Genomic DNA, 4,310 nt, shown 5'->3' with positions numbered 1-4,310 from the left:
GCCTCGGCCGCCTCGACCCGCCAGGGCTTGAGCGCCAGCCCGCCGAAGGCGAGCCGGGCTCGGCCGATCTTTTGGCCGTCGAGCGTGAGGGCGGCGGCGGCCGAGACCACCGCGAACGCGTAGGAGGTGCGGTCGCGGACCTTGAGGTAGCGGGCGTTGCCCTGGAACGACGCCGCCTCGGGGGGCAGCCGCACCGCGGTGATCAGCTCGGCCGGGCGCAGCGCCGTCTCGTGCTCCGGATGGTCGCCGGGGAGAGTGTGGAACGCGGTCAGCGGCACCTCCCGGGCGCCGTCCGGCCCGGCGATCTCGACCACCGCGTCGAGGGCGGCGAGCGGCACGCAGAAATCGGACGGGTTGGTGGCGATGCAGTGCTCGCTCCAGCCCTGGACGGCGTGGATCCGGGTGGCGTGCCCCAAAGCCGCGCAGCCGGAGCCGGGCTCGCGCTTGTTGCAAGGCGAGACCGCGTCGGTGAAGAACGGGCAGCGGGTGCGCTGCATCAGGTTGCCGCCCACGGTGGCGGCGTTGCGCAGCTGCGCCGAGGCGCCGGCCAGCAGGGCCTCGGCCACCATCGGGTAGGTTTTTTCGATCCTCGGGTCGTAGGCGAGGTCGCTGTTGCGCACGAGGGCGCCGATCCGGGTGCCGCCGTCCGGCAGGGGCTCGATGCTGGAGAGACCCGGCAGCCGGGTGATGTCGACGATCCGGGCGGGGGCGGTGACGCCGCCCTTCATCAGGTCGACCAGGTTGGTGCCGGCGGCGAGATAGGCGGTGTCGGGAAGCTGCCCGGCCGCGACGGCCTCCGGCAGGCTCGCGGGGCGGATGTAGTCGAAGTTCCTCACGCCGCGTCCTCCCGATGCTCGACCTGTCCGGTGGGGCGCGACGCCTCCTGCACCGCGTCGAGGATGCCGGCATAGGCGCCGCAGCGGCAGAGGTTGCCGCTCATGCCCTCGCGGATGCGCTCGGGATCGGTGCCGGCCTGGCCCTCGCGGATCAGTCCGACAGCGCTCATGATCTGGCCCGGGGTGCAGAAGCCGCACTGGAAGCCGTCATGGGCGATGAAGGCCGCCTGGACCGGATGCAGCCGATCGCCCTCGGCCAGACCCTCGATGGTCAGGATCTCGGCCCCGTCGAGGCTCACGGCGAGGGTGAGGCAGGCATTGATCCGCCGCCCGTCCACCAGCACCGTGCAGGCGCCGCACTGGCCGCGGTCGCAGCCCTTCTTGGCGCCCGTCAGGCCGAGCCGCTCGCGCAGGAGGTCGAGGAGGGTGACGCGCGGATCGTCGAGGGCGATCTCGCGGGCTTGCCCGTTCAGGGTAAGCCGGAGGGGAATATTCATGCTGGGTCCCGGCTGGCAAAGGCTGGAACCGTTACAGATAGCCGGGAGCCCGCCCCCGGCGAGGCCCGGGGCGGGGATCATGTGCGCCACCTCACACCGCGGGGCGCCTGCGCGGATCGGCTTACTTGACCGTGACCTCGGAGACGGACTTCAGGACCGTCTTGCCCTTGGCGGTCTCGATCTCCACGGCGGGCTCGTCCTTCGAGGCCGCGCGCTTGACCGTGTTGCCCTTGATCGTCTTCTCGACGTCCTTGGTGTGGACCTTGGTCACTTCGCCTTCGACGGAGCCCTTGCCCCACGTGTAGGTCACGTCGTCCCCGGCCTTCACGTCCGCCTTGCTCATCCGCGCGCTCCATCGTCTGGTGCGGGAGAAGGCCGCCGGGGGCGGGGGCGTTCCCGGGCTTCCACGGCCGGGATGCCGCAGGCCCGGGCGCGACGGGGTACCCCGGACGGCGCGATCTCTGGTATCCTGCCGGGTATCCTGAGGAGGGTGGCGCCATGGACGTCTGCGTCGAGGATCGCTGGCAGGGCTTCATCGAGCGCGTCATTCGCGAGGGCCGCTACGGCTCGGCGAACGATGTGGTGCGGGAGGGGCTGCGCTTGGTCGCGGAGCGTGAAGCCCGGCTACAAGCCCTGCGCGAGACCCTCGACGCCTCCATTGCGGCCGGCGGTCAGGTCAGCGAGGCCGAGATCGATGCGGCTCTGGACGCCGCGGATCGCGCGTTGGAGGCGCGCGGCTTCGGGGAATGAGACGCGTCGTCTTCTTGGCCGCTGCGCAGGCGGATCTCGTCGACATCCTCGTTCGCGTCACGGAAGCCAGCGGCAGTCGCGCGACCGGCCGCAAGGTGGTGGCGAGCCTGCGTGCGCATTGTCATAAGTTCGCGGCGTTGCCCTGAACGCTGGGGCGTCCCAGACCGGATCTGAGACCCGATATCCGCAGCTTTCCGCACCGAAATTACGTGATCTATTTCCGGGTCCGCGACGACGTGCTCGAAGTGATCAACATCCTGCACAGCCGCCGCGATCTCGCGGACCGCTTCGCATCGCCGGAGGAGCCGTAGCCCTTCAGCGCCCGACTTCCCCGCGCAAAGCCGCGACCATCGCCTCCACGGTCGCCTGGGCGGTGTCGCCGAGGTCGATGTCGGTCTCGCCGGCGGTGACGAGGCCGCGCTCCTCCAGCTCCTTCACGCCCACCGGGTCGGCCTCGTGGCCGGCGCCGTCCTTGCGGATGACCGAGGTGACCCGCTCGCCGCTGACCAGGCGGTGATAGGCCGCGAAGGCGAAGATCGAGAGCGCCTTGTCGGAGAGTCCGTTCACATCGTCGGCCATGGTGCCATCCTTCGAGACGGGCGGGACTGACGGAACGCCGCCCGGCGCCGGCGGGGTCCGGGGGCGGCAAGGGGTGCGACGATCCGGTGCGACGATCCGGTGCGACGACGGGGGCGCCGGCGAAGCGTGGCCGGACCGACAAGCCGGCTTCGCCCCGGGCCGCGCTTCCTGCTACTCTGCCGCCCTCATGACTGCGACAGGCGACCAGACCGAAGTGGAACTCAGCCCCGATGCGCCGGCGGATCCCGCCGCGCCCGGCCTCGCGCCCCCCGATCTCGGCTACCGCCTGCGCCAGCAGGTGATCCTGTCCGCGTTCGGGGTCGAGGCCCTGCGCGGCACCGATGTCGACCACCTGCTGCAGCGGGCCGCGGAGCTGTGCGCCCAGGGGATGGGCGCGGAGTTCTGCAAGGCGCTGGAATACCGCCGCGGCGAGGACACGCTGCTGGTGCGCGCCGGCGTCGGCTGGGGGCCGGACGTGATCGGGCAGGCCCGGGTCGGGGCCGACCTCGCCTCCCCGGCGGGCTTCGCCCTCAAGACCGGCCGGCCGGTGATCTCGAACCACCTGGCCGAGGAGACCCGGTTCCGCACGCCCCAGCTCATGGCCGATCACGGCATCCGCCGGGCGATCAACGTGCTGATCGAGAACCGGGACGGCGCCTTCGGGGTGCTGGAGGTGGACGACACCCGCGAGGGCATGTTCGAGGAGGCCGACATCGCCTTCATGCAGGGCTTCGCTAACCTGCTCGGCGGCGCCATCGAGCGCCAGCGCACCGAGAGCCTGCTGCGCGCAGCTCTCGCCCGGCAGGACCTGCTCGCCCGCGAGATGAGCCACCGGGTCAAGAACAGCCTCGCCATCGTGGCGAGCCTGCTCGCCCTCCAGGCCCGCGCTGCCGAGGCGGAGCCCGCCGTGCAGGCGGCCCTGTCGGATGCGCGAAGCCGCGTCGAGGCGATCGCCGGCGTCCACGACCAGCTCTGGCGCCAGGACGACCGGGCCGGCGAGAAGGCCGGGGACGGGGAGGGCGTGCCCGGGGAGCTCGACCTCGCGCCGTTCCTGGAGAAGCTGGTGGCCAATCTCGACAGCGGCGCGCCGGGCCTGCGCCTCACCTGCACGGCGGTACCACAGCGGATCTCGGCGGACCGGGCGATCCCGATCGGGCTCCTGGTCAACGAGCTCGTCACCAACGCGCTCAAATACGCCTACCCGCCCGAGACCCATCCGGACGGCGGCGCGATCCGGGTCCGGGCCGAGCGCGAGCTCGACACCCTGGTGGTCGAGGTCGCCGACGACGGCGTCGGGCTGCCGGCGGATTTCGAGATCGGCCGCGCCTCGAAGAGCCTCGGCATGCGGGTGGTCGGCAGCCTGACCCGGCAGCTCGGCGGCACCCTGACGGTGCCGCAGGCGGGGCAGGGCGCCTGCTTCCGGCTCGACGTGCCCCTGGAGACCTGAGCCGCCATCCGGCGCCCGCGCTCAAGTTCAGGTAGATTCGGACGAAGAAACCGGGCAAAAGTGGCAATCGCTGCCGGGGTCGCCCGGGGTTGGCGCTTGCGGAGGGAACGGGATGCGACGGCGGCGCGTGCTGCTGGCAGGGCTGGCCCTGGCGAGCGTCCTCGGCCTCGTCGCCCTCTCCGGGCCGGACCTGCGCCAGCG

8 protein-coding genes are annotated in these 4,310 nt (G+C 71.9%); 4 read left to right on the top strand and 4 right to left on the bottom strand.

The features are described 5' to 3' along the window. The 3 genes from FV228_RS21715 to FV228_RS21705 all read right to left on the bottom strand — a co-directional run. Nucleotides 1-836, bottom strand: an 836-nt coding sequence (locus tag FV228_RS21715) for a xanthine dehydrogenase family protein subunit M (RefSeq protein WP_147856505.1), incomplete at its 3' end; no start/stop codon positions are given. Continuing rightward, nucleotides 833-1,333, bottom strand: coding sequence for a (2Fe-2S)-binding protein (locus FV228_RS21710; RefSeq protein ID WP_147856504.1), 501 nt, complete (start codon nt 1,331-1,333; stop codon nt 833-835). The genes FV228_RS21710 and FV228_RS21715, both read right to left, overlap by 4 nt. A 121-nt stretch (nt 1,334-1,454) precedes the next feature. Beyond that, nucleotides 1,455-1,676 carry a DUF2945 domain-containing protein gene (locus FV228_RS21705; RefSeq protein WP_147856503.1) on the bottom strand — a complete coding sequence of 74 codons (222 nt, stop codon included), beginning with the start codon at nt 1,674-1,676 and terminating at the stop codon, nt 1,455-1,457. Between the two features lie 155 nt (nt 1,677-1,831). On the opposite strand from FV228_RS21705, the gene FV228_RS21700 reads away from it, so the two are divergent. From FV228_RS21700 to FV228_RS34835, 3 genes are read left to right on the top strand one after another with little or no spacing between them, the layout of a single operon-like run. After that, the gene (locus FV228_RS21700; RefSeq protein ID WP_147856502.1) at nt 1,832-2,083 is read left to right on the top strand and encodes a type II toxin-antitoxin system ParD family antitoxin; all 252 of its coding nucleotides are present in this window, start codon (nt 1,832-1,834) and stop codon (nt 2,081-2,083) included. 14 nt (nt 2,084-2,097) lie between these two features. After that, nucleotides 2,098-2,229, top strand: coding sequence for a hypothetical protein (locus FV228_RS34840; RefSeq protein WP_281406517.1), 132 nt, complete (start codon nt 2,098-2,100; stop codon nt 2,227-2,229). Nucleotides 2,230-2,232: 3 nt separating this feature from the next. Beyond that, on the top strand, nt 2,233-2,394 hold the full coding sequence (locus tag FV228_RS34835) for a type II toxin-antitoxin system RelE/ParE family toxin (RefSeq protein WP_281406518.1): 162 nt from the start codon (nt 2,233-2,235) through the stop codon (nt 2,392-2,394). 4 nt (nt 2,395-2,398) lie between these two features. Here FV228_RS34835 and FV228_RS21690 read toward each other — a convergent pair whose 3' ends face one another. Next, the gene (locus FV228_RS21690) at nt 2,399-2,662 is read right to left on the bottom strand and encodes a hypothetical protein (protein WP_147856501.1); all 264 of its coding nucleotides are present in this window, start codon (nt 2,660-2,662) and stop codon (nt 2,399-2,401) included. Between the two features lie 187 nt (nt 2,663-2,849). On the opposite strand from FV228_RS21690, the gene FV228_RS21685 reads away from it, so the two are divergent. Continuing rightward, entirely contained in the window at nt 2,850-4,109 is a 1,260-nt protein-coding gene (locus FV228_RS21685) for a histidine kinase dimerization/phosphoacceptor domain -containing protein (RefSeq protein ID WP_187277858.1), read from the top strand. Nucleotides 4,110-4,310 lie beyond the last annotated feature (201 nt).

The sequence above is a fragment of the Methylobacterium sp. WL18 genome (assembly GCF_008040015.1).
GTDB classification, from domain to species: domain Bacteria; phylum Pseudomonadota; class Alphaproteobacteria; order Rhizobiales; family Beijerinckiaceae; genus Methylobacterium; species Methylobacterium mesophilicum.
This window is presented reverse-complemented; position numbering and strand designations above follow the sequence as displayed.

Bases quoted from the DNA above. Each gene is read 5' to 3' on its own strand.
- FV228_RS21710 (WP_147856504.1), bottom strand. From the start codon at position 1,333: ATGAATATTCCCCTCCGGCTTACCCTGAACGGGCAAGCCCGCGAGATC.
- FV228_RS21705 (WP_147856503.1), bottom strand. From the start codon at position 1,676: ATGAGCAAGGCGGACGTGAAGGCCGGGGACGACGTGACCTACACGTGG.
- FV228_RS21700 (WP_147856502.1), top strand. From the start codon at position 1,832: ATGGACGTCTGCGTCGAGGATCGCTGGCAGGGCTTCATCGAGCGCGTC.
- FV228_RS21690 (WP_147856501.1), bottom strand. From the start codon at position 2,662: ATGGCCGACGATGTGAACGGACTCTCCGACAAGGCGCTCTCGATCTTC.
- FV228_RS21685 (WP_187277858.1), top strand. From the start codon at position 2,850: ATGACTGCGACAGGCGACCAGACCGAAGTGGAACTCAGCCCCGATGCG.